At 64.0% G+C, this 20551-nt stretch carries 20 protein-coding genes; 13 read left to right on the top strand and 7 right to left on the bottom strand.

Annotation, left to right across the window (positions count from 1 at the left end; all coding sequences use genetic code 11):
- Positions 1–1169: 1169 nt before the first annotated feature.
- The 3 genes from ASD14_RS06115 to ASD14_RS06120 are packed head-to-tail and all read left to right on the top strand — an operon-like array spanning position 1170 to position 2736.
- Complete coding sequence (locus ASD14_RS06115; protein ID WP_056130481.1) at positions 1170–1637, top strand: hypothetical protein; 468 nt, start codon at positions 1170–1172, stop codon at positions 1635–1637.
- Positions 1638–1687: 50 nt separating this feature from the next.
- Positions 1688–2209, top strand: coding sequence for a hypothetical protein (locus ASD14_RS15990; protein ID WP_157475124.1), 522 nt, complete (start codon positions 1688–1690; stop codon positions 2207–2209).
- The gene (locus ASD14_RS06120; RefSeq protein ID WP_056130484.1) at positions 2119–2736 is read left to right on the top strand and encodes a pyridoxamine 5'-phosphate oxidase family protein; all 618 of its coding nucleotides are present in this window, start codon (positions 2119–2121) and stop codon (positions 2734–2736) included. The genes ASD14_RS15990 and ASD14_RS06120 overlap by 91 nt, the downstream gene beginning before the upstream one ends.
- 850 nt (positions 2737–3586) lie before the next feature.
- On the opposite strand, the gene ASD14_RS06125 is transcribed toward ASD14_RS06120, so the two are convergent.
- On the bottom strand, positions 3587–4120 hold the full coding sequence (locus ASD14_RS06125) for a transposase (RefSeq protein WP_056130487.1): 534 nt from the start codon (positions 4118–4120) through the stop codon (positions 3587–3589).
- A gap of 162 nt (positions 4121–4282) precedes the next feature.
- On the opposite strand from ASD14_RS06125, the gene ASD14_RS06130 reads away from it, so the two are divergent.
- The 5 genes from ASD14_RS06130 (at position 4283) to ASD14_RS06150 (ending at position 9722) form a co-directional block, all read left to right on the top strand.
- Positions 4283–5056: an N-acetylmuramoyl-L-alanine amidase gene (locus ASD14_RS06130; RefSeq protein WP_056130490.1), complete on the top strand. Its 774-nt coding sequence runs from the start codon at positions 4283–4285 to the stop codon at positions 5054–5056.
- A gap of 167 nt (positions 5057–5223) precedes the next feature.
- Entirely contained in the window at positions 5224–5502 is a 279-nt protein-coding gene (locus tag ASD14_RS06135) for a hypothetical protein (RefSeq protein ID WP_056130492.1), read from the top strand.
- 250 nt (positions 5503–5752) lie between these two features.
- Positions 5753–6121 carry a DUF6164 family protein gene (locus ASD14_RS06140; protein ID WP_056130495.1) on the top strand — a complete coding sequence of 123 codons (369 nt, stop codon included), beginning with the start codon at positions 5753–5755 and terminating at the stop codon, positions 6119–6121.
- Between the two features lie 196 nt (positions 6122–6317).
- Positions 6318–8027 carry an NAD(P)/FAD-dependent oxidoreductase gene (locus ASD14_RS06145; RefSeq protein ID WP_056130499.1) on the top strand — a complete coding sequence of 570 codons (1710 nt, stop codon included), beginning with the start codon at positions 6318–6320 and terminating at the stop codon, positions 8025–8027.
- 162 nt (positions 8028–8189) lie between these two features.
- A complete protein-coding gene (locus tag ASD14_RS06150) occupies positions 8190–9722 on the top strand; it encodes a hypothetical protein (RefSeq protein ID WP_157475126.1) in 1533 nt (510 codons plus the stop codon).
- A 65-nt stretch (positions 9723–9787) separates the two neighbouring features.
- On the opposite strand, the gene ASD14_RS06155 is transcribed toward ASD14_RS06150, so the two are convergent.
- Together ASD14_RS06155 and ASD14_RS06160 are read right to left on the bottom strand one after the other, a co-directional pair.
- Entirely contained in the window at positions 9788–10027 is a 240-nt protein-coding gene (locus ASD14_RS06155) for a helix-turn-helix transcriptional regulator (protein WP_056130505.1), read from the bottom strand.
- Positions 10028–10029: 2 nt separating this feature from the next.
- A complete protein-coding gene (locus ASD14_RS06160) occupies positions 10030–10455 on the bottom strand; it encodes a DUF2178 domain-containing protein (RefSeq protein WP_056130508.1) in 426 nt (141 codons plus the stop codon).
- A gap of 338 nt (positions 10456–10793) precedes the next feature.
- Here ASD14_RS06160 and ASD14_RS06165 point away from each other — a divergent pair, with 338 nt between their 5' ends.
- From ASD14_RS06165 to ASD14_RS06175, 3 genes are all read left to right on the top strand, one after another.
- Positions 10794–11228: a hypothetical protein gene (locus ASD14_RS06165; protein ID WP_056130511.1), complete on the top strand. Its 435-nt coding sequence runs from the start codon at positions 10794–10796 to the stop codon at positions 11226–11228.
- A gap of 1 nt (position 11229) precedes the next feature.
- Entirely contained in the window at positions 11230–12915 is a 1686-nt protein-coding gene (locus ASD14_RS06170) for a PA domain-containing protein (RefSeq protein WP_056130514.1), read from the top strand.
- Between the two features lie 302 nt (positions 12916–13217).
- A complete protein-coding gene (locus ASD14_RS06175; RefSeq protein ID WP_056130517.1) occupies positions 13218–13658 on the top strand; it encodes a hypothetical protein in 441 nt (146 codons plus the stop codon).
- Between the two features lie 207 nt (positions 13659–13865).
- Here ASD14_RS06175 and ASD14_RS06180 read toward each other — a convergent pair whose 3' ends face one another.
- Complete coding sequence (locus ASD14_RS06180) at positions 13866–14717, bottom strand: alpha/beta hydrolase (protein WP_056130520.1); 852 nt, start codon at positions 14715–14717, stop codon at positions 13866–13868.
- A gap of 299 nt (positions 14718–15016) precedes the next feature.
- Positions 15017–15634 carry a trimeric intracellular cation channel family protein gene (locus ASD14_RS06185; RefSeq protein WP_056130523.1) on the bottom strand — a complete coding sequence of 206 codons (618 nt, stop codon included), beginning with the start codon at positions 15632–15634 and terminating at the stop codon, positions 15017–15019.
- A 493-nt stretch (positions 15635–16127) separates the two neighbouring features.
- Between ASD14_RS06185 and ASD14_RS06190 the strand changes: the two genes are divergently transcribed.
- Positions 16128–18632, top strand: a complete 2505-nt coding sequence (locus ASD14_RS06190; RefSeq protein ID WP_157475128.1) for a prolyl oligopeptidase family serine peptidase — start codon at positions 16128–16130, stop codon at positions 18630–18632.
- A gap of 95 nt (positions 18633–18727) precedes the next feature.
- Here the strand turns inward: ASD14_RS06190 and ASD14_RS06195 are convergent, their stop codons facing one another.
- Positions 18728–19321 carry a hypothetical protein gene (locus tag ASD14_RS06195; RefSeq protein ID WP_056130527.1) on the bottom strand — a complete coding sequence of 198 codons (594 nt, stop codon included), beginning with the start codon at positions 19319–19321 and terminating at the stop codon, positions 18728–18730.
- 50 nt (positions 19322–19371) lie between these two features.
- Between ASD14_RS06195 and ASD14_RS06200 the strand changes: the two genes are divergently transcribed.
- Positions 19372–19806: a helix-turn-helix domain-containing protein gene (locus tag ASD14_RS06200; protein WP_056130532.1), complete on the top strand. Its 435-nt coding sequence runs from the start codon at positions 19372–19374 to the stop codon at positions 19804–19806.
- Between the two features lie 213 nt (positions 19807–20019).
- Here ASD14_RS06200 and ASD14_RS06205 read toward each other — a convergent pair whose 3' ends face one another.
- The gene (locus ASD14_RS06205) at positions 20020–20445 is read right to left on the bottom strand and encodes a hypothetical protein (RefSeq protein ID WP_056130535.1); all 426 of its coding nucleotides are present in this window, start codon (positions 20443–20445) and stop codon (positions 20020–20022) included.
- Between the last annotated feature and the right edge of the window lie 106 nt (positions 20446–20551).

The raw sequence follows: 20551 nt of genomic DNA on the forward strand, positions 1-20551 counted from the left end.
TCGATGACGCAGGCTGCATCACCAAGACCCGCCACCCGGCGGGTCTTGCGCTTTTCAACCCGCAATCTCTTTGCCAAACTCCCGCCCGCTCCGATCGCCCCGCATAGCGATCCCTCACACGCCACACGGAACGCGGCGGAGCGCCGGCGGTTTGCCGGCTTCTCATACACATGGAAATGCAAGGGAGATTGCTGTGCCTCAAGGCCCCGTAGGGCGCAATGAAATTGCGCCGTACTCGCGGGCCGTCCAACGTTTCGCAATGCTGCCGTCATCGGCTTCGAACGTATCGTGATCGATGACNGACGCGGTACTGCTTTCCGTTGCGGTCTTCGACTATCCAGTACGCAGGCGGGAATGCGCAGGCCTCATTGCGTCCTCGATTGAGCAGCTGATAGCCAGAGCCCGTAGGGCGCAATGAAATTGCGCCGCATGGTTGTCCGGGGCCGATGCATTCGGCGCATTACGCCTTCGGCTAATGCGCCCTACGGTTTTCGATCTTCGTAGGCCCCGTAGGGCGCAATGAAATTGCGCCGTACTCGCGGGCCGTCCAACGTTTCGCAATGCTGCCGTCATCGGCTTCGAACGTATCGTGATCGATGACNTGACGCGGTACTGCTTTCCGTTGCGGTCTTCGACTATCCAGTACGCAGGCGGGAATGCGCAGGCCTCATTGCGTCCTCGATTGAGCAGCTGATAGCCAGCCCAGACGTCAAGGACAATTACTTCGCTATCAACTGATGCCAGGAAAGTCTCGGCAATAGTTGTGTGTGGGAACTTCATATGCAGCCTCGGATTCTGTATGTGCTGCCAATGTGACCCCTCCATTGATGTTTGCAACGGCATCGCAAGGACAGTCCCGTAGGGCGCAATGAAACTGCGCCGCATGGTTGTCACAGCCGATGCATTCGGCGCATTGCGCCTTTGGCTAATGCGCCTACGGATGGGGAAAATAGGGGGCAGAGTAGGTCTTTGAGCCGCTCAATGACGCAAGCCGCATCACCAAGACCCGCCGCCCGGCGGGTCTTGTGCTTTTCAACCCGCGATCTCTTTGCCAAACTCCCGCCCGCTCCGATCGCCCCGCATAGCGATCCCAACACGCCACACGGACGCGGCGGAGTGCCGGCGGTTTGCCGGCTCCTCAAACACATGGAAATGCAAGGGAGATTGCTGTGCCTCAAGATCTTGTTTCTTTCGTCCTGACCCCCGAACAGATCGCCGCCGCCTTTGGTGGCATCGCCCAGACCGAGGCGGCGTTGCCGGATCTCGTGTCGCTGCCGCTGGAAGACCGCACGGGAATGGTCTTCATGGGGCCGCGTTCGGAACCGTTCTGCCGGCAGACGGTGCGGGTGCTGGACCAGAATCGCCACATCGTGCCGCCGAGCCTGGACGTGGACGGCGCGAAGGCGGACCTCGCCGCCATCGACCAGCTGCGCCCGGTGGTGGAACGCCTGCGCCGCCTGGTGTCGCAACTCGACGACACGCTGCTCGCGCTGGGCAGCGACGTGATGGTCACCACGCTGGAAGGCTACGGCCAGCTCAAGCTGTCCGGCGCCGCGCACGGCCTCGACGACCTGCGCAAGGAAGTCGGCGCCCGCTGGGCGCGCGGCCGCCGCAAGCCGGAGGCCAAGCCGGAATAAGCCGGCGCCACCACCGCAAGACCGAAGGCCGCCTCCGGGCGGCCTTCTTTTTGCCCGGACGGGCAGGGCGCGACCGGAAAACGCTCGTCCGCAACCGCGGCACGGTCGCGAGCAACCGGAAAACGTTCGTCGATGACCGCAAAACGGTCGCCAGCCACCGGAAAGCGGTTGCGATCGAGCGTGGCGCGGTCATCGGCGACCGGAAAACGGTCGTGCTCAACCACGGCGCGGTCATCGACGACCGGAAAACGGTCACGCGCAACCGTGGCGCGGCCATCGGCCACCGCAAAACGGTCACGCGCAGTCGGAATCCGGTTATGCACGACCGCGCGACGGTCACCATGCGCTGCGCCAGGGTCCGACCTGGCAAGGCATTTCATTTGGGGATGAATGCGCTGTCGGAAGTGAATCTGATCCCGCTTGTTTTCCGGAGTAGCATCGGGTGGCTGGTAGCCAGTTGCCTGCGAGCACGGGAGGTTCCATGGCTGACGTCCCGATCTATCACGAAGGCATGCGCCGCTTGCAGGACGCGCGCGATACGCGCCGCATTGCCGATCGCCTTTCCGAAGTGACCCTGCGCCCCGCCTTCACCGACGAGGACCGGGCCTTCATCGAAGGCTGCCCGCTGTTCTTCGTCGCCACCGCCGACGCCGAGGGACGCCCCGATTGCTCCTACAAGGGCGGCCTGCCTGGCTTCGTGCGCGTGGTCGACGCCACCACGCTTGCGTTCCCGGACTACGACGGCAACGGCATGTATCGCAGTTGGGGCAACGTGATGGTCAACCCGCACGTCGGCCTGCTGTTCATCGACTTCGAGAACCCCAAGCGCATCCGCGTCAACGGCACCGCCACGGTCCACGCCGACGACCCGCTGCTTGCGCTCTTCGAAGGCGCGGTGTTCGTGGTGCGCGTCGCTGCGCAGGCGATCTTTCCCAACTGCCCGCGCTACATCCATCGTATGCACCTGGACGCGCTCTCGCCCTACGCGCCGCGGCCCGGCTACACCCCGCCGGTACCGGCGTGGAAGGGGTTCGAGGCGTTTCGCGACCATTTGCCGGAGCGCGACAGGGGCGGAACCGATACGAAGCCGGGGCGGTAGGCAGGCCGTAGGCCCGTAGGGCGCAATGAAATTGCGCCGCATGTTTGTCCGGAGCCGATGCATCCCGGCGCATTACGCCTTCGGCTAATGCGCCCTACGGTTCTACGGATGGCGGGATCAATCGTCGTACGGAAGGCGGATGGCTTGGGCTTCGTTAGCCCAACCTGGTGGGTACACGCCTTGCTCGACCAGAGCCCCGTAGGGCGCAATGAATTGCGCCGCATGTTTGTCCGGAGCCGATGCATCCGGCGCATTACGCCTTCGGCTAATGCGCCCTACGGATGGCGGGATCAATCGTCGTACGGAAGGCCCGTAGGGCGCAATGAAATTGCGCCGCATGTTTGTCCGGAACCGATGCATCCGGCGCATTACGCCTTCGGCTAATGCGCCCTACGGATGGCGGGATCAATCGTCGTACGGAAGACGGATGGCTTGGGCTTCGTTAGCCCAACCTGGTGGGTACACGCCTTGCTCGACCAGAGCCCCGTAGGGCGCAATGAATTGCGCCGCATGTTTGTCCGGAGCCGATGCATCCGGCGCATTACGCCTTCGGCTAATGCGCCCTACGGATGGCGGGATCAATCGTCGTACGGAAGATGGATGGCTTGGGCTTCGTTAGCCCAATCTGGTGGGTACACGCCTTGCTCGACCAGAGTCCCGTAGGGCGCAATGAAATTGCGCCGCATGTTTGTCCGGAGCCGATGCATCCGGCGCATTACGCCTTCGGCTAATGCGCCCTACGGATGGCGGGATCAATCGTCGTACGGAAGNAATTGCGCCGCATGTTTGTCCGGAGCCGATGCATCCGGCGCATTACGCCTTCGGCTAATGCGCCCTACGGATGGCGGGATCAATCGTCGTACGGAAGGCGGATGGCTTGGGCTTCGTCGGCCCAATCTGGTGGGTATACGCCTTGCTCGACCAGGCGGTGGAATGTCGAGTTAGGCCAATCGGCCACTCGTGCGACGAGGCCGTGCTTCACCGGATTGATGTGCACGTAATCCACGTGCGCCCGGTAGTCCGCTTCGTCGCGGATCAGGTGCTCCCAATAGCGGCGCTGCCAGATGCCGCGTTCGCCGCGTCGCTGGCGGACCGTGGAGCGGCGTTCCGTCTTCGGTAGGGCTTTCGAGAAGCGCTGCTTGATCAGGCGCCAGCGATTGGCGATGTCGGCGTCACCGGGAGGCAGTTCAAGCACGCAGTGCATGTGATCCGGCAAGACCACCCACGCATGGATATGGAATGGGTGGCTCGCGCGCACATGGGCCACCGTGGTCCGCAACAGGGCGATCTTGCGGGCCAGCAGGTCGTTGTTGCGGCGCTGAAGCAGATTGACCGTGAAGAACCAGATGGCGCCGGGGCGGTGCGGGCGCAGGTAGTTGGGCATAAGCGTCCTCCTTGACGCGATTGGGGTTGCGGGCGGTGCAATGCGCTTCGCTTACGACCGAAGGAAGTCCCCTTGCGGGATTGCACCCTACCTGGATACCTTCGTCGCTAGGTAGACGACCGGAATGCAGGGGCATGGACTCATGCATTCGATGCAAGCACCATGGGTGCCTTCGAATGCGGCGTGGAGGCAATCGTGCAATCGAACCTGTGGCGACTCGCGTTGATGTGCATGGCACTACTGCTGGCCGCATGCACGCATGCCCCACCGCGCAACCCGATGGCGCAGTGGGTGCCGTCGCCGAACCAAAGCGCGCGCAAGCCCATGCTGATCGTCCTGCACTACACCGAGCAGGAATCGGTAGCGCAGAGCCTGCACACCTTGCGTACGAGCAATCCCGACGGGCCGGTCAGTGCGCACTACCTGATCGGCGAAGCGGGCGATCTCTACCAGCTCGTCGCCGACGAGCGTCGCGCCTGGCATGCCGGCGGTGGCAGCTGGGGCACGATCAGCGACGTCAACTCGGCTTCGATCGGCATCGAGATCGACAACGACGGCCGTGAACCGTTCACCGAACCGCAGATAGCCACGCTGCTGCGCCTGCTCGACGATCTGTGCACGCGCTACGACGTCCCGCGCACCAATGTGATCGGCCACGCCGACATGGCGCCGACGCGGAAGATCGACCCGGGCCGCCTGTTTCCCTGGCAACGCCTCGCCGAAGCCGGCTTCGGCCGCTGGCCTGCCGCGGACCGCGCACCGGCGCCACCCGGCTTCGATCCGATGCTGGCGCTGCGACTGCTCGGTTATCAGCTGGACGATCCCGCCGCCGCCATCCGCGCCTTCCATCTGCACTATCGTGGCATCGACACGACGACGCTCGACGACGAGGACGCCAGCATCCTCCATGCGCTGATTGCCGAGTCACGGGAGTAGGGGACGGAGGGACCACCTCGTTTTTGCTTCTTGCCCCGCGCCTCACCCTGGGTTGCTGCGCAACGCTGTCCCGCTCCCCGCAAGCGGGCGAGGGGTGTGCGTCGGTTTACACTCCACGTGTAGCCGCCGCGTTAGTCTTGCGGCGTTCCGAAAATAGGGTTTAAAGGATGAGAACCACCGTCGTCGGACTCGTAACGCCGCATCTCCTGCGGGTTATCGAACTCGCCAATGAGGCACAGAAGGGCAAGAACGTGGACTGGCATCTGCGCGATACGGTCGCCAGGACGATGAACGAGCTGGCCGACCATTTCAACGCGCAGGCGTTGGTGGCCTCGTATATCGAGGGGCTGGAGAACGCTGCACAGCAGGCGCCGCGGGCCCGCGAGGACTACATCCGCATCCTGCAGGCCGCGGCCGCCGCTGCGCGCAATCTCCGGCGCGATTGAAGATCCCGTAGGGCGCAATGAAATTGCGCCGCATGATTGTCCGGAGCCGGGCACATCTGGCGCATTACGACCGAAGGAAGATCCCGTAGGGCGCAATGAAATTGCGCCGCATGATTGTCCGGAGCCGGACACATCTGGCGCATTACGACCGAAGGAAGCCCCCGTTGGATGCCTTGGGCTAGTGCGCCCACGGAATTCGGGCAGGGAGAGAGGAACGTTGGTCCCTCTAGCCCGCCGTTATCATCCCGGCATGGCCAAACTCCTGCTCAACCTCCGCAACGTGCCCGACGACGAGGCCGACGACGTGCGCGCGATGCTCGATGCGGCGCGCATCGCGTTCCATGAAACACCGCCCAGCCGATGGGGCATCTCGGCAGGCGGGATCTGGGTCACGGAGAACGCGGACGTCGCGGAAGCCAAGCGCCTGATGGCCGACTACCAGGCGCAGCGCAGTGCCCGTGCACGCGCCGAACGCGAAGCCGCGCTACGCGACGGCACCGCGGAGACGTTCTGGACCCAGTTGCGCGCCGAGCCGCTGCGCGTCGTGCTGACGGTGCTCGCGATCATCTTCCTGCTCGGCCTGATGGCGCTGCCGTTGGTGCTGCTGCGTGGGCACTGAAGCGGCGAGGAAAAGAACAAATCAGGACCGTAGGCTGGGTTGGCTTCATCAACCCAGCCCTCATTTCGCGGACGTGCTGGGTTGATGAAGCCAACCCAGCCTACGCGGCTGCCAATAGCAAAAACGGCGTCAGTGACGTTCCTGTTCGATAATTGTCGCTGACGCCGTTCGGCCGTAAGGATCAGGAAATTCGGGAATGCTGCGCCTCACAGATATCAAGCTTCCCCTGGATCACCCCGAATCCGCGCTTCGCGATGCGATCCTGGCGCGGCTCGGGATTTCCGCTGACGAACTGACCGGCTACACGGTTGCCAGGCGCAGCTATGACGCGCGCACGCGCGGGTCGATCGTGCTGATCTATTCGGTGGACGTGGAGACGCCGCGCGAGGCGGAGCTCCTGCGGGCTCTGGAGGGCGAGAGCGGCAAGGCGGTTTCCGATGCAGAGCGCTATGGCAAGGGCAGCGCAAGCAAGGCAAGCGCAAGCAAGGCAAGCCCCATCAAGCTCGGCCCAACTCCCGACACGTCCTACAAATTCGTCGCCCAAGCACCCGCAAACCTGCCGCTGCGCCCACTGGTGATCGGCATGGGCCCCTGCGGATTGTTCGCGGGGCTGCTGCTGGCGCAGATGGGCTTCCGGCCGATCATCCTGGAGCGTGGCAAGGCGGTGCGCGAGCGCACGGTGGATACGTTCGGGTTGTGGCGGAAGAGGGTCCTCAATCCGGAATCGAACGTGCAGTTCGGCGAGGGCGGGGCAGGAACATTTTCCGACGGCAAGCTGCACAGTCAGATCAGCGACAAGCTGCATCACGGGCGCAAGGTACTGCGCGAGTTCGTGCTGGCCGGTGCGCCCGAGGAGATCGAGTACGTCAGCAAGCCGCACATCGGCACGTTCCGGCTGGTGTCGATGGTCGAGCACATGCGCGCGACGATCGAGGCGCTCGGTGGCGAGATCCGTTTCAGCAGCCGCGTCGACGACGTGCTGGTCGAAACCGATGCCGCCGGCGTGCGCCACGTGCGCGGCGTGACCTTGTCGAACGGGGAACAGCTACGCGCCGACCATGTGGTGATGGCGCTCGGCCACAGTGCGCGCGACACCTTTGCGATGCTGCACGAGCGCGGGGTGTTCCTCGAAGCGAAGCCCTTCTCGATCGGCTTCCGCATCGAACATCCGCAATCGCTGATCGACAAGGCACGCTTCGGGCCGCAGGCGGGTCATCCGCTGCTCGGCGCGGCCGACTACAAGCTGGTGCACCACTGCCGCAACGGGCGTTCGGTCTACAGCTTCTGCATGTGCCCGGGCGGCACCGTGGTCGCGGCGGCGAGCGAGCCGGGGCGCGTGGTAACCAACGGCATGAGCCAGTACTCGCGGAACGAGCGCAACGCCAACGCGGGCATCGTGGTCGGGATCACGCCGGAGGATTACGCGCCCTACGGCGAGGGACCACTCGCCGGCGTCGCGCTGCAGCGTCATTGGGAAAGCAACGCGTTCGTGCTCGGCGGCGGCGAGTACGACGCGCCGGGGCAACTGGTCGGCGATTTCCTGCGCAAGCGGCCGTCGCACGAATTCGGTGCGGTGCTGCCCTCGTACACCCCGGGCGTGCGCCTGGGTGATCTGGGCGAGGCATTGCCCGATTACGCGATCACCGCGATCCGCGAGGCATTGCCGGCGTTCGACCGGCAGATCAAGGGTTTCGCCATGCACGATGCGGTGCTGACCGGAGTGGAGACGCGGACTTCGTCGCCACTGCGCATCACCCGCGGCGAGGATGGTCATAGCCTCAATACCCGCGGCCTGTTCCCGGCGGGCGAAGGCGCCGGTTATGCCGGCGGCATCCTGTCGGCGGGCGTGGATGGCATCAAGACCGCGGAAGCGGTGGCGTTGAGCATCCTGCGGAAACTCGCGTAAGCCGGGCTTGAGCCCGCCCTGCATCACTGACGCCTGTTTTCCTTTCGAGAAGGGCGTGGGCTGTTGCTGCAATTTGCGCTTCAAGCATGGCCTCCATTGGCCGCCGCGCACGTTGGTTAGAGCGGGCAGGAATGCACTTGTCCTGAAGGACGGGGACGACAAATGACGTCACATACGCAACGGCTTCTTGCCGGAATGATCACGCTGTGCACGCTCGTAGGCTGCGCCACCGCGCCAGCCGGATTACCCGCGCGGTGGTCGATCGTGGACGTTGCCGAGAACAGCAGCGCGCCCGATTCGATACCGGGAGAAGCGAGGACAACCCTCTTTTTCTCGCGCATCCCGTGGCAGTCACAGGATGCGCACCAACCGCATTTCGCGCGTGGCTGGTTGAATGACGTGCTGGTTGGCAATCCGTATTCGTTCCAGGTCAAGGTGTCTGGTGCGAACCTGTTGGCGGATGGCCTGATCGTGCGCGATGTGGCGACGGGTGCGGAATTGCCATCGATGGCTGCGCGCGTCAACCATTCGCAGAATGCGGGGCCGCCGTTGCCGTCTTCGCCGAACACGCCGAGCGGCACGATGCTGCGTTATCCCGATCCCCAACAGGTCGGTTTTGTCGCGCGTCCTGTTCTGCCGACGACGGGCGCGTACACGATCGAACTCGTATCGACCTGTCGAGGGCAGCTGCGCTACACGGATCTGCGTTGTCCGCAGCAAGCCGGTGGCGATCCTGATGGTCCCCAGGCTCCTGGTGAGGCAGCACTGATGCTGACCATCAGCCCGGCCCGTGCGCCAAACGTGCCGCAGCATGGCGACAAGCTTCAGTACGACCTGATCGCACGCAACGCCAATGGCGAAACGTCGACGCGCATCACTGCCATCCATGTTGCCGAGGGTCGTTGCGATACGCAGAGCCTGATGGACAATCCGCACGGCGGAAAAGTCGGCGACCGGGTCGCGGTGGAGTGGTCCGTCAGCAACTGCCGCTGGGCGCAGGTGAAGACCAACGATCCAGCAGTGCCAACGTTGTATTTCAACAAAGTCGCCGCCAGCGACGCGGTGTCGGTTCCTGACTTCAATGACAGCCGCCCGTATGTCTTGCCGAAACGTCACTGGGTCGGCGTGACACTGACCGCAGCCGACGCCATGGGGCGTCCGGCGACCACGCGGATCCTCAATGTGCCCGTCGATCCATGTTCGATCAGCCCGACCGATTCGCAATGTCCTACGCGCTGCCAGGCAACACCGACGCCTGCGGACTGCGCACAGCCGCAAACACCGGTGTGTCCCGTGGGCGAGGGCGACGCGGACAGGCAATTCAAACAGTTCAACTTTGAAGTGCTGTGTTCGACAGGCGGAGGTACGGCGTTCAAGAAGCCCGAATCGGAATGGGCATGCACGGAAGCGGCGGCGGAGACGGCGGTCAACAATCGGCAAACACTGGGTTGTGCGGTCGTCCAGCGCACGGGCGACTGGGTCGATCCGGGTGGCGAGATGACCCCGGGTCCTGACTGTCCGGGCGGCGCCAGCAAACAGGACTGGCAGTTCTGCCTGGCCTGCAGTTCGCAAACCGGACCGGTGTATGTCACCGAAACCCGCAATGCCTGTTTCCTGCCGGACGCCGTCAACCAGGCGTCTGCAAATCGGCCAACGCAGTCATGCTGGATGGAGAACCAGGGCGCCTGTCCCTGACCACAAACAGAAAAACAGAATGAAGGGGCGGAGACGATTCCGGGCAAACTGCGAGCGACGCGGACTTAGTTGGGCTCGGGTTTCCCCGCGGCGTCCGTGGCAGTCCCGTCCGGGGACCAGTGGAAGACTTCATCGATGCGCTTGCCGAACACGTGCGCAATGCGGAACGCCACGTCCAGCGATGGCGAGTAGCGTTCCTGCTCGATCGCGGCGATGGTCTGGCGGGTGAGGCCCACGCGCCGGCCGAGTTCGGCCTGGGTCATGTCCTGCGCCAGGAAGCGCAACAGTCGGATCTCGTTGGCCATGCTCAGCGCACCAGGCGCGGCTGGCGATAACCGCGCACGGTCAGGAGCACGCGCAGCGTCTCGGACAGCACGATGAAGAGCAGGGCGGTGTTGACCACCTTCCATCCGCTCTCGGTGAAAGGCATGACCATACCGGTGAGGATGGTACCGGCGAGCAGCAGGAAGTAGGCCGCCCGGGTAGCGCGCGCGTCGATGGCGCGGTCGCGTTCGTCCTCGACCAGACCGTCGTCGCGGTCGCGCCACTTCATTACCAGCAGGCCCACCACGTAGCCCACCGCATGCAGGCCGGCAACCAGGGCCAGCAGGCCGAAGCGCGAGAGCACCGTCGGGGTCAGCTGCGGGTAGAAGATCTGGACCGCGAAATAGACGAGGTAGCCCGGGCACATGGTCCACAGGGTCAGCCAGGCGCGCTTCTCAAAGGTCGACATCGGGCGGCTCCATGTCAGAAATGGTGGACTTGATGTTAAGTATTATTTACTTGATGTCAACTGTTTTGCCCCCTCGAGGACAGGTGCACCCAGAACCCCGGTTTCAGAGGCGCGCAGATAAAAAGCGGCCGTTGCACGCCTGCCACTGTCCTAAAGCCCCGTCGCACGCCGTTGGTCTGTTCCAGACGTCTCGCGCCGCGCGTCTGCAGCTGCATCTCGATGTCGAGCGAATAGCCGGCAAACACAGGGGTCAGAGTCTCTCGACGGTATCCAGTCCGATTCTCAAATCGGTGTATCCACGGGCGCCGCTTGCCGGCTCCCTCCAAGGGACTCATTCAATGAAGAAGACCATCAAAGCCGAGGCTTTCTCGGCGGCAATAGTGCTTGCGCTGTTTGCCGGGGCAGCCGTCGCCGATGAACCTGTGGCAGGCGATAAACCTGCGGTAGCCGATGAACCTGCGACCGTTTCCGATTCGGAAAGCGGCCTGCGCGCCTACATCGATCCCAAGACAGGCAAGTTGCGCGAAGCCACGGCCCAGGAGCGGGCAGCGGAAGCGCGCGCAGCCGCTGCAGAGCGGAAAGCACACCCCAAGCGCATGCCCAAGGTCATCAAGCGGGCCGATGGGATTCGGCAGGCGGTGGATACGGACGGTTACTTCGCCGAAGACGTGGTCGCCACGATCGGCCCGGACGGCAAGTTGACCATCAGCTATGTAAGCGAGGGACAGCCGACTATCCACGTGGCTCCTGCCGTCTCGTCGGAGGAGAAATAACATGCGCGCCTCCACCTGCCACTCCCTGTCGGCGCTTGCCCTCGGCATCGCCTGCGCGCTTTTGCCGCTCGCGGCTTCCGCCGGTGCAACGATCGTCATCAATAACATCAATGCGGCGGGTGTCGGCTTCAATGACACCACGCCCGCCGCGCCGGTGGGCGGGAACACCGGGACCACGCTTGGACAGCAGCGCCTGATCGCTTTCTCGCATGCCGCGAATATCTGGGGCTCGACGTTGGACAGCGCCGTGCCCATCACGATCAACGCCCGCTTTACCCCACTGACTTGCACCGCCACCGGCGCCGTCCTCGGCAGCGCGGGTGCCACTTCCGTCTATGGATCAGCTCCGGGAATGCCCATTTCGGACAGCTGGTACGGCGCCGCGCTCGCCAACAAACTCTACGGCGCTGACCTGGATCCCACCATCGCCGACATCAACGCCAACTTCAATTCCAATCTCGGCAACGTGGGCTGCCTGACCGGTACTTCGTTTTACCTGGGCCTGGACGGAAACCACGGAACGAACATCGACTTCGTTGTCACCCTCCTGCACGAAATGGGCCACGGTCTCGGCTTCCAGACGTTTACCAGCGGTTCGACGGGCGTCCAGTTCGCCGGATACCCGAGCGCGGCCGACCATTTCCTGCTCGATAACAGCACGGGCAAGCTCTGGTACCAGATGACCAATGTCGAACGGGTCGCCTCGGCCGTCGGCGTCAATAAACTGGTCTGGACCGGGGCCCAGGTCACTGCATCGGTGCCCGAAGTGCTCGGCGGCACGCCGCGGTTGCTCGTCAACAGCCCTGCCGGTATTGCCGGTACTTACGCCGTGGGAACCGCTGACTTTGGGCCGACCCTGACGGCGTCCGGCCTGACGGGAGATGTCGTAATCGGCGTGGATTCGGGCGGCGGGGGATTGACCGACGGCTGCGCGCCGATCAGCAACGTCGTGGCCGGCAAGCTCGCTCTGGTCGATCGCGGCGTCTGCAGTTTCACGATCAAGGTGAAGAACGCCCAGAACGCGGGCGCCATCGGTGTCCTTGTTGCTGAAAACGTAGTGGCCGCGTTGACCGGGCTGGGTGGCACCGATGCAACCATCACCATCCCGTCCGTACGCATTTCCCTGGCTTCGGGCAACCTGATCAAGGCGGCGGGCAACACGGTCAACGCCACGCTGGGCGTGAACACAAACGTCCGTGCCGGCGCCGATGGACAAGGTCGCGCGCTGATGTTTACGCCTGCGCCTTTCCAATCGGGATCGAGCGTGTCGCATTGGGATACCACCGCGACCCGGAACCAGCTGATGGAACCGTCGATCAGCGCCGACCTGACCCACAGCGTGGACGTGCCGGAAGACCTGACCCGGGCGCAGCTGCGCGACATCGGCTGGTACCCGGATCGCGACCTGGATGGCGTGCCCGATGATGAAGGGGACGCTTGCCCCGATACGAGGATCCGCGGCGGCAACGTGGTGATCGACAGCTGCGACTCGGGCGTGGCCAATGCCGTGTTCCAGAATGGCTGCTCGATCATGGATGAAGTGGCGAAGTGCGAAGCGGCGGCGGTGACCCATGAGGGCTTTACCGCGTGCGTAACCCAGTACTCCAACGCGTTGCGCAAGGACCTGATCACCAACAAACAAAAGGCCAGCATCCAGCGCTGCGCGGCCAAGGCCGCCATTCCCTGAAAATCGCTGCATGGCAACAGCAATCGATGAGGCCGGCGAGGGAAACCCCGCCGGCCTTTTTCTTAGCGAGCGACAGGCACACGCGAAAAAACTGATCGCTCGCGCGAAGCGTTACTTACCGCTGCCCGATATCACGATGAGCCAGGTGGATGCGCAACCGCGACCGGGCGCGCCTGTCACCCGAGCGGGGGATACGTGGTGCTGGCCGACACGCGACTCCGTACTTCGTTTGACTCCTTGCGACCGGCTGGCCCGGCACGCCGTACGGAATCGCCGTGCGGCCATTTCCTGGTGGAGGCGTCATGAAGCGTTTTCGCGATTGGCTGGTGTGTCTGCTTTTCCTGTTGGCTGCCGCGCCGTGCCTCGCGCAGGAGCGGCCGTACAGGGATGGGCCCGTTGTCATCGTCTCGTCGGTGAAGGTAGTCGACGGGCAGTTCGAGAATTACATGTCCTTCCTCGCCGCGACCTGGCGCCCGGTGATGGAGGAGTCCATGAAGGCCGGCATTGTTTCCGAGTTCCATGTTTACGGTGCGCAGGCGCACAACCCCAATGAGCCTGATCTTTACCTGGTGGTGACCTATCCGAACATGGCCGCCTTCGACGGCATGACGGAAAAAATGGAGCCGATCATGGCCAAGGTGACCCGCATGAACTACAAGGAGGCCGATGCGGCTTCGGGCAAGCGCATGGTCATGCGCAATCTCCTTGGCGAGATGATGGTCCGGGAGTTGGTGTTCAAGTGAGCCGGCCGGCTGTGCGTTTCGCTCCGTAGGGCGCAATGGAATTGCGCCGCATGTTTTTGGGCCGATGCATTCGGCGTATCGCAAGAAGCGGGGTCGGGTTCACTAACCCGCCGCACAGGCGAAGGGAATCAAGCACGCTTGATTCCCGGCCGGAAAAACGCGCCACGACCTTTGCGTCGGCGGATTGCTCCTGCACCAGGTGGCGAGTCAACGGGACGCCGTCCGGACAAGGGTCCTGCGGAATTCTCCGATCGCCGCGATCAGTTGCGCCGGCGCTTCTTCGGCCACGTATTCCCCGCCGGGAATGACCTTGCCTTCGATATCGATAGCCCCGTTTTCCCTGAGGGCGGGCACGTAGTCATCCGGGCTGCGTCCGTCCGCATCGCCGCGCACATACAGGATGGGGGTATCGATGCGCTTGTGGCTTGCGTTGTGCACGGCGTCGTCAGCCATTGCGCGGTACCAGTCGAAACCGGCCGTGAGGGCCTCCGGACGTTCGTAGGCCCTCGCGTATTCGTTGCGGGCGGCTTCGGTAAGGGCGCTCTTGTCGCCGGCCATGACGTCGTAGAAAAAGTCGAAATAGCGTCGCTGCTTTCCGGCGACCAGCACCTCCGGCAGGTCGGGCAGCGCGTGCAGGGCGAAATGGAAAATGCGCGGGTCGGCGAGTACGTCGTCCCATGGAGGCAGGCCGGGGATCACCGTGTTCATCACCATGGCGCCCGCGATCCGGTGTGCATGATCGCGCGCGGCCGCATACGCAATCATGCCGCCCACGTCGTAGCCGGCGATGAGGATGTCCCTGGCGCCGAGCTTCTCCGCGGCGTCCAGCAGCAGGCCGGCGATGGCGTGCTTGCGTGCCGATGGCGGTGCGCCGCGCGAAGCGCCGATGCCCGGCAGGTCGAACGCAAGAACGAAATGATCCGCGCCCAGTTGCGGCAATACGCCTTCGAAAGCGCGGCTCGATTGCGGCCAGCCATGCAACAGGATGAGCGCCGGCTTCGAAGCGTCGCCCGCGGTACGCGCAGCGACTGTTGCGCCATCGACGTCGGCATGCAGCACGGTCGGCGACCTCCGTTGGTGTCGCAGGCGATTCAAGCAGCGTTGCGGTGACCGATGCGTAAAACCGCGTCGTGCGGTCGGCGAACATCGGCATTTGCCACGGCAATCGCATGATGCGGGCAGGATGCGAGGGGATTCACATGAAACAAGAAGGCATCTCCAGGCGCGACGCAGTCCGCCAGAGGGGTCCCGCTCACAGCCGCCTGTGCGGCCATCGGCGGCAAGTGGAAGCTGACGATCCTGTATTGGCTCGCGCACGGCGTCGTGGGTCTGCAGCGCCGCGCTGCAATGCCTCGTACCTACTTGCGCTGCTTCGCTACCGGCAGCTGCCAGCCGCGGCGGATCGCCAGCAGGCGCAGCAGGAAGCAGGCGATCGCACCGGCTGCCCCGGCATATGCCGGCGGCCAGCCCAGCGCGTCGCCGGCCACCACGAGCAGCGCGCCCAGCAAGGCTGCGACGGCATACAGCTCGCGCTGCAGCACGCCCGGCACCTGCACCACCAGCAGGTCGCGCACAACGCCGCCGCCCACGCCGGTGAGGATGCCCAGCAACACGGCGCCCACCGGTCCAACGCCCAGTTCCAGCGCTTTCCCGGCGCCCACTACTGCGAACAGCCCCAGCCCGATGGCATCGAACAGTTGCACGGGATTGCGCATCCGCTCGATCGTTTCGTAGCGATAGAAGGTCAGCAGGCCAGCGAGGATGGAGATTGCGAGATAGCGCCAGTCCACCAGCGCCACCGGCGGCGTCGCGCCGAGCACCACGTCGCGCAGGATGCCGCCGGCGGTGGCCGCGGCGAAGGACAGCACCAGCACGCCGAACAGGTCGAGGCCCCGGCGAACGCCCGTGGTCGCGCCGCTGATCGCGAAGGCGAACGTGCCGATGAAATCGATGATGGTGACGAAGCCGAAGGACATGGCGCTGGCGGGGGTCGGATCGTCCCATCGTACCCGGCGTTGTCGCGCAGACGGTGCTGCGCTTGCTCGCACCGGCCGATTGGTGTCTTCCGGATGTTTCGATGCGACTGCCGTTGCGGCGTGCCCAGAGGTACGCAGGAAGTGCAGGCGGGTGCGGTGACGTCGAGCGACCTGGCGGGTTCGCCGGCGGCGCCTGATCTTCCGCGCGCACCAGAAGAACTTCGCCCACCACTGGCGTGCGCCGGCCGACACTCGAGCAGCGTACCGTCGGACCTGCATGAAAGTCGAAACGGCTTTGCAGCTGCGATGAGGTCGTGAAAACCGGCTTCTGACCGGTTGCGCCCCGCAGACGAGGACCATCTGCGGCGAGCCTTTTTGTCGATCGACGGGGAGCGATGTCGCACCGTAACGCAGACCCGGATCTCGCCAGGAATCGGCCTGCGATATTCTCGGAATCGGGGAAAGGGCCCGGGCGTCGGAGTTGGGGGAGTTCATGTTGCAGGCAAAGGACGGCGGTCGCTTCCGCCAGATGCACGTGCAGCACGTTTTTACGCAGGTGCTGGCAGGCGTCCTGCTGATGTTGTGCGCGCTGGAAGTCCTCGCCATGAGGCGCATCGATCCCGGCGAAGACCCCCGGCTCGCCCCCGACGAGGGGCTCGTCGTTCTTTCGGTCGATACGAGCGCGCCAGTGAATACCGTGCACATCGGCCGTGTCGGGGGCGGCACGGAGACCGTGCTCAACTACCTCGACGTCGGACGCAATCCGCACCTGTTCGTTGCCAGGGCGGGTGAGTACGAGTGGTCGCAGATGAAGCTGACCACGTCTCGCATGTACAGCCGCTTCAAGATCGGAAAGCCGGAATTCCGTTTCACTGTTGTCCCCGGGAAGATCGTTTATCCGGGCGACCTGGTGCTGCGTCCCGAGAGCCTGACCTCCGCATACATCCAGATCCACAACCGCTCGCTGCCGATCATGGACTGGTTGGAGGAGAAGCATGCCTCGCTGTACCGCAAGCATCCGTTCGAATACACGGGCTATTACCCCGATCCCTTCCCCGCGTACTACCGCACGGCTATCGGCGGTAAGGCGCGTCCAGTCGCCGAACTGAATGCCGGACGCGAACCGCCCAAGCCCGGGGCCCTGCCGATTCCGGCCGACGTAATGTGGAAACCTTCCCGCATCGCGGCGGTGGCACTCAATCCCACCGGCAGCCTGCTTGCCGAAACCGTCCGTGAAGAAAAAGGTCATTGGGCCATCGACCTGATCGACTTGCGTGCAGGCACCGCACAGCGGTTGGCGACCACATGGAAGCTTCCCGACACGCTGATGTGGAAGGACGGCCGCACGCTGATCGCCGCCACGGGCGGATGGCATGGCGATCACACCGTCTACGTTGTCGGCCTTCTCAAGAACGGCGACAAGTTTCCAATCAGGACCTTGCCGATCGGGGGAGCGGGGCGCGTGGTGGACCTGCTCCCGGGCGAGTCGGGAACCATCCTTTATGAGGGCTACGACTCGGCCGGCAATCTGGTGGTGCATCGCGTCCTGCTCGAGGGCGAAAAGTCGATCCGCGGTTTCCAGGTCGCCAAGTCGCGCGACCGCCTCAATCGTGGCGCCGCAGGGGACAGGGCCTGGTTTGCGGATGGCCATGGCAACCTCCGTGCGGCCCTCATCGTGCGCGACGATTCCACCGTGCTGGTCCATGGCAACAACGGCACGTTCCGGGACGTGCTCAAGAGTGACGACGACGTCGATTTCAATCCCATTGGACTGTCGTTCGATGGCAACACGATCTATGGATTGACGGACGAGGACCGTGGGCAGCGCGACCTTGTCGCGCTCGATCCATCGACTCGCCAGATTTCCCGCACGGTGTTCACCAAGGCAGGCATCGATATTGTCAGTGCGGTCTTCGATGACAGGCGCGAGCCGGTCGCCGCGCGTTATTACGAAGGCGGGCGCCTGGTGACCGAGTATTTCGACGATGCCAATGGACAGGTCGAGGCATGGATCCGTACCGCCTTTCCGGGGGAAACGGTCACAGTGCTTGATCGCAGTACCCGCAACGAACAGCTCATTCTCTGGGTGGATGGTGCCAGTCACCCGCCGCAGCTTTACCACCTGGACACCCTTACGAAGAAGGCCGCACTCCTCGACGACACGGCGCCGTGGCTGACCGGAAAGACCTTCGCACCCACGCACGTCATCCAGGCCAAGGGTTCCGATGGGCTATCCATCGAAGCCTTTCTTACCCTTCCTGAGGCAACGGGCAAGCGGCCCCTCGTGGTGTTCCCGCATGGCGGTCCGGTAGGCGTCAGCGACCGGCTGAACTTCAACCGGGACGTGCAGTTCCTTGCGTCGCAGGGCTATGCCGTGCTCCAGGTCAACTTTCGCGGCTCCGACGGCTATGGCAAGGCCTTCCGCGAAGCCGGTTATCGCAATCACGGGCGCATGATCGAGGATGACATCGATGCCGCTCTTCGCACGGCACTCGCCTCTTATCCACTCGACGAGAGCCGCATGTGCACGCTGGGGGCGAGCTACGGCGGCTACTCCGCACTGATCTCGGCCATTCGTTGGCCGGGACGATTTCGTTGCGCCGTGTCTCTCTCCGGCGTCAGCGATCGCGCGCTGTTTTTTACCGCCAGCGATAACGTGCGTTCGATAAAGAACCGTCCGCGACTCGAACGCCTGCTGGGTAATCCACGCACCGACCTTGCGGAGATGCAGGCGGTTTCTCCGCTGTACCGCACGCACGAACTCACATTGCCGGTGATGCTCGTGCACGGCCGCGACGACGTACGCGTGGATTTCGAGCACACGCGCCGTCTGGTGCGAATGCTCAATCTGGAGAACCGGACGCCTGTCGTGCTCGCGATTCCGGGCATGGGGCACGGCCTCGAGGATCCCACTGTCACCGACATCGTGTGGACTGGCATCGCCGGCTTCCTGCAGCAGCACCTGGGTACTTCGCCGGTTGCGGCGCAGGTTCCGTAGGGAGCGCACCGCATGGAGTATGTGCACGCGGGCCACGGTGGTGCGTGGCGATTCTCCTCCGGCAGACCGTTACCCGATCGGGTAACGGTCTTTGGTCACGGTCCCTTATCGGCACCCCTGATGCGGGTATCGATCGCCACCCAGTTGGTTTCCCAGGTGCGTCCGCCATCCACCGAGTAGGCCTGTTCGAATCGCGCGGAGTCTGCCGATATTTCGGGAATGATGAAGCGCACCAGGATCGCCCGGCCGTCGAGGTCCTCCTGGCCGTAGAACTCGCCGCGGCCATTCCGGAAGCCGCCGTGCACCGGGCGGCTCAGGGCACCGTTGCTGGCGTTCGCGTAGTTGAGACTCCACTGTTGCGTTTGCGGGTTGTAGAGACGCAGGCTCACGCCTTCGATGCGGCCGGCGGGGCCTTCCACTCGCAGTTCGACCAGGTTCGCGCGCCCGTCGAGGACCTCGCGGACGACGCTGGTGCCTCGGTATTCCACCCAGTCGCGCGACCCGGACAGCGGCTTCGCCAGCCGACGTACTTCGGTCTTCCATGTGCCGATTTCCCAGTCGAAGGCATGCTGCCCGTCCTGCGGGACGAGGGTCGAAGCGGGGGAGGGTTGCGCCGAAGCATTCAGCGCCATCAACGCCACCGCTGCTAAGCACGCGCGGTAGAACCAGATTCGTACCGTGTTTTGCATCGTGCCGTCCCGTTGCGGATGATGAGCGCAGGATGCGAGGGCCAGGCACCATGAACAAGAACGCACCTCCAGGTAACCAAGCACGGCGCAATCCACTCGAAGGCTGCCCGCTTGCGGCCGCGTTCGCGGCCATCGGCGGCAAGTGGAAGCTGACCATCCTGTACTGGCTCGCACACGGCGAGCTGCACTTCGCCGGCCTGCAGCGTCGAGCCACGCCGATTTCCCATAAGGTCCTCGCGCAACAGCTGCGGGAACTCGAAGCCGACGGCCTTCTTGCGCGGACGCCGACCGGTCCAGTGCCAGCACCGGTGGTCTACCAGCTGACAACTTACGGACAGACGCTACTGCCGATCATCGAGTCCGTGCGACTGTGGGGCGAGGCGCACCTGCAGCGGTCGACGCCACCGCGATCCGATGCCAGGGCGTGCGGCATCGCGATCGCTACCGCAGCGGCAATTGGTGGTGTTGTCAGGAAGCACGCGTAACTGTCGCCGACCGCGTCACGCCGCTTCCCAGGCCCGCCATTCCGCATCGCTGTCCGCCGGAATATGCCGGGCTGGTGCGCCGATGACTTCACCTCGGGCTCGGACGACTTCGGCGGTTACGACGGTTCCAGTCGCGACAGCCTCGGCCGCGCCAGCTCGATTCGCTTGGGAATTACTGGCGCCAGCACGACTTCTTCGCCCATTCGTACCCGCTCAGCTTTTTGCAGTCTGGACGCGAGGAAAGTGGCGCATCACGAACAGCAGGTACACCAGCCACAGTGCGAACCAGACCGATGCGACGGCGAGAAGCCCGATCGTGAAGAGGACCAGGCTCGGCGCCAGGAACAGCAGGACGCATCCGAGCAGCCAGAAGCGATCGCCGCGGCGCGAGTACGTCGCGCGTTCGACATCGTCGATCCGGCCGCCGAGCGAGGAGCCGTAGTAATAGAAAGACGCGAACGCGAACGAGAACGTGGCCACGCCCATCACGATCAACGTGGCCTGGTACATGAAGGCATCGACCTGGCCGGCTGCGAACTTCGGATACAGGAAGAACAGCAGGAATGTAAAGATCGCGATGCTCGACGCCGCGAGCTGATAAGCCCGGTTGACGTTGGCTGCAGCAAGATCGTCGGCCATTGGGTCTCTCCTCGTGCGCCCTGATTTGAAGTGCCCGCGGCGGCGGGAACGGGAAGATACTACTTTCGAAAAGTTTTCCGGCCACATTCCAGGGGCGCCGATGTCC

The sequence above is a fragment of the Lysobacter sp. Root494 genome (assembly GCF_001427225.1).
Classification (GTDB): Bacteria; Pseudomonadota; Gammaproteobacteria; order Xanthomonadales; family Xanthomonadaceae; genus Agrilutibacter.